The sequence below is a fragment of the Aeromonas sp. HMWF014 genome, from assembly GCF_963878295.1.
GTDB lineage: Bacteria > Pseudomonadota > Gammaproteobacteria > Enterobacterales > Aeromonadaceae > Aeromonas > Aeromonas popoffii.
In genome coordinates this window covers 315-3,050 of sequence record NZ_CAWNYS010000040.1, presented here as the reverse complement: position 1 = coordinate 3,050, position 2,736 = coordinate 315, and the positions used below count along the sequence as shown (strand labels likewise).

Genomic DNA, 2,736 nt, shown 5'->3' with positions numbered 1-2,736 from the left:
GTGTAGCCGATACCGACCGACACCAGACCGGCATAGAGCAGCGCCTGCCAGCCCGCCACAGCGCCGCTCATGGTTGGCGTCTCCATGGTGAAGGCAACCCCCAGGCTGAGCAGGCCGCACACCAGGAACTGCACGCCAGCCAGGCGGATCGGCGCGACCCGGCTCGAGTAGTGATCCAGCACCAGCAGATGAATGGCCCAGAACAGGGCGCCGATCACCTGCAACAGGTCGCCGTAGCCTATGGTGAACTCCTCGGTCACGCTCAGGTAGTAGAGCCCCGCCATGGCGATGAGGGCGCCGACCCAGGTGTTGGCCCCGGTTTTGTGGCGCAGGGCCAGGCCGATGACGGGCACCAGTATGATGTAGAGGCCTGTGATGAAGCCCGCCTTGGCGGCCGTGGTATAGAGCAGTCCCACCTGCTGCAGGGAGGCGGCGCTGAACAGCACGAGACCGGCGAGCAGGCCCCCGGTCAGCAGCAGGCGGCGATCACCGGGCTGACCCACAGGCTGGCGTGACTTGAGCCACCACAGCAACGGCAGCAGGGAGGCGGCACCGAGCAGAAAGCGCAGACCGTTGAAGGTGTAAGGCCCCATGTGATCCATCCCCAGCCGCTGGGCGACGAAGCCCAGCCCCCAGATGGCAGCGGCCATCAGTAACATCATGTTCGAACGCATACGAATTCATCCCTGAAAAGGTGGCGGGCAGGTGCCCGTCCGTAAAGCTCAAGCCACCAAGATAACCGTGTGCGGGGGGATTTGTCTTTAGCGCTCGCGAGTTTGGTCAGCAGCAGCAGGCCGTGCAGAGGGGATTAATCCTTATCGCGGCTGAATAAACGTCGCCTTCAACTGCTGGCGAGTGTGGCCAGCAAGGGGATGAGGGCGAGCAGCAAGAGGTTGCCGCGCAGGATCCAGATCACCCAGAACTGCTGCTGGATGGAGACCATGGGGGCCCGACCATGACGCAGGGAGCGGCGCCAGCGATAGAAGAGGTGGCTGGGATAGCCAAAGCTGATGACCATCAGGCAAAACAGCAGCAGCTTGTTGCGATAACCGGGGTTGGCGAGCAGTACGGCGGGCTGTTCGGAGTGGGCGAGCACCAGCAACACGCCCGTGATGAAGATGAGCAGCAGGGCCAGCGCCGCCAGGCCGTCGGCCAGCAGCAGCTTGCGGACCTGTTCGATAGACATGCCGCGCCGGAACAGAAAATACTCGGAGGTGATGGCCCCGGTCAGGATAATCACGGCGCAATAGTGCAGCGCCATCAGCAGGTCCGGGTTCAACATCTGTGTCGATTACCTCTTGTTGAGCACATAACCCGCTTCCTTTTGGACGCCATCCCGTGGTGCTGATATTCTGACACTACCTCGTGTCTGACGGTAGCAGGAGTCAGGGTTGGATAAGCGTGTTGTCCCCAAGAAAGCCTGGTCCCTGGTTGCCCGGATGCGGCTGGGGTTGTTGCTGTTGTTCATTCCCGTACTGATGCTGGGCGGCATCTACTATCTGCACATGGAACGCAGCCTGCAAAACGAGTTGCAGCAGCGTCTGCTCGCCACCAATCACCAGTTGCGTCACGTCTTCATCGAGCCCTATCTCCAGGAGATGGAACGGCAGTTTACGCTTATCTACGACCAGGTGAAGGTGGAAGATATCAGCGGCCCACACCTGCACAATACCGAGAGTTATCTGAAGACATGGCAGCTCTACAAAGGGATGATGGCCGACCTGCTCTATATCTATGTCGGCACGGCCGAGCGCCAGATGCTGATCTATCCCCAGTGGGAGGCGGATGCCAATTTTGATCCTAGGGTGCGCCCCTGGTATCAGCTGGCCAGCCAGCATTTGGGCAAGATGGTCTGGACCGAGCCCTACTATGACTACAGCAATGGCAATCTGGTGATCGCCCTGGCGCGAGCGCTGACCGATGCCAACGGCAAGGTGCAGGGGGTGTTTGCGGTCGATGCCATCCTGGCACCATTCTCGGCCCAGCTGAATCGCCAGGCGGACAACGGTTACCAGATGATCGTCAATCAGTCCGGCAAGGTGCTGGTGCACCCGGATCCCGCTCAGTTGCTCAACCCCATGGACCATCCCCAGTGGCTCTCCCGCTTCAATCAGGGGGAGGGCATCTTCCTGGACAAGGCTTCCCAGCTGTTTGTGGCCTATAGCAAATTGCCTGATCACGACTGGGTGCTGATCAGCGTGCAACCGGCGGCCAGCGTCCAGGCCGCGATCAACCGGGTCTCCCTTAACGTGCAACTGATGGTGGTGCTGGCCTGTGTGCTCTATCTCGTGCTGGCGCTGGTGTGGTCCCGCTACTTCCGGCGCATGCTCGACGAGATCGCTTCCATGATCCGGGCCAGCCGGACTCAACCCGATGATGTGCCCCAGGGCGGGATGCGGGAGCTCAAGCACGTTTACGCCGAGCTGGCCGAGGCGAGCAAGGATTATCACGAGGCCCGCCAGCAGGCCAATCTGGACAAGCTCACTGCGCTCTACAACCGCCGTTTCTTTGACGAACGCCTGACCCGGTTGTTGCTTGAACAGCAGCCCTTCTGCCTGGCCATGGTCGATCTCGATGACTTCAAGCGGGTCAATGACAACTATGGTCACCAGACCGGGGACGTGGTGCTCAAGCGGGTGGCTCAGCTGGCCAGGCTGCTGTTGGGGGATTATGGCTGGGTCTGCCGTTACGGCGGGGAGGAGCTGGTGGTGCTGATGGTCAACCCGGACCCCCACT

Annotated in this window: 3 protein-coding genes; 1 reads left to right on the top strand and 2 read right to left on the bottom strand. The window is 61.0% G+C overall.

The window, feature by feature from the left end; translation table 11 throughout:
* Both AAC083_RS01415 and AAC083_RS01410 read right to left on the bottom strand, forming a co-directional pair.
* On the bottom strand, nucleotides 1–674 hold a 674-nt coding region (locus AAC083_RS01415; protein ID WP_258224853.1), incomplete at its 3' end, for a DMT family transporter.
* 167 nt (nucleotides 675–841) lie between these two features.
* A complete protein-coding gene (locus AAC083_RS01410) occupies nucleotides 842–1,282 on the bottom strand; it encodes a DUF2214 family protein (protein ID WP_108537874.1) in 441 nt (146 codons plus the stop codon).
* A gap of 109 nt (nucleotides 1,283–1,391) precedes the next feature.
* Here AAC083_RS01410 and AAC083_RS01405 point away from each other — a divergent pair.
* A partial coding sequence (locus AAC083_RS01405) for a sensor domain-containing diguanylate cyclase (RefSeq protein ID WP_375134790.1) occupies nucleotides 1,392–2,736 on the top strand: 1,345 nt, incomplete at its 3' end.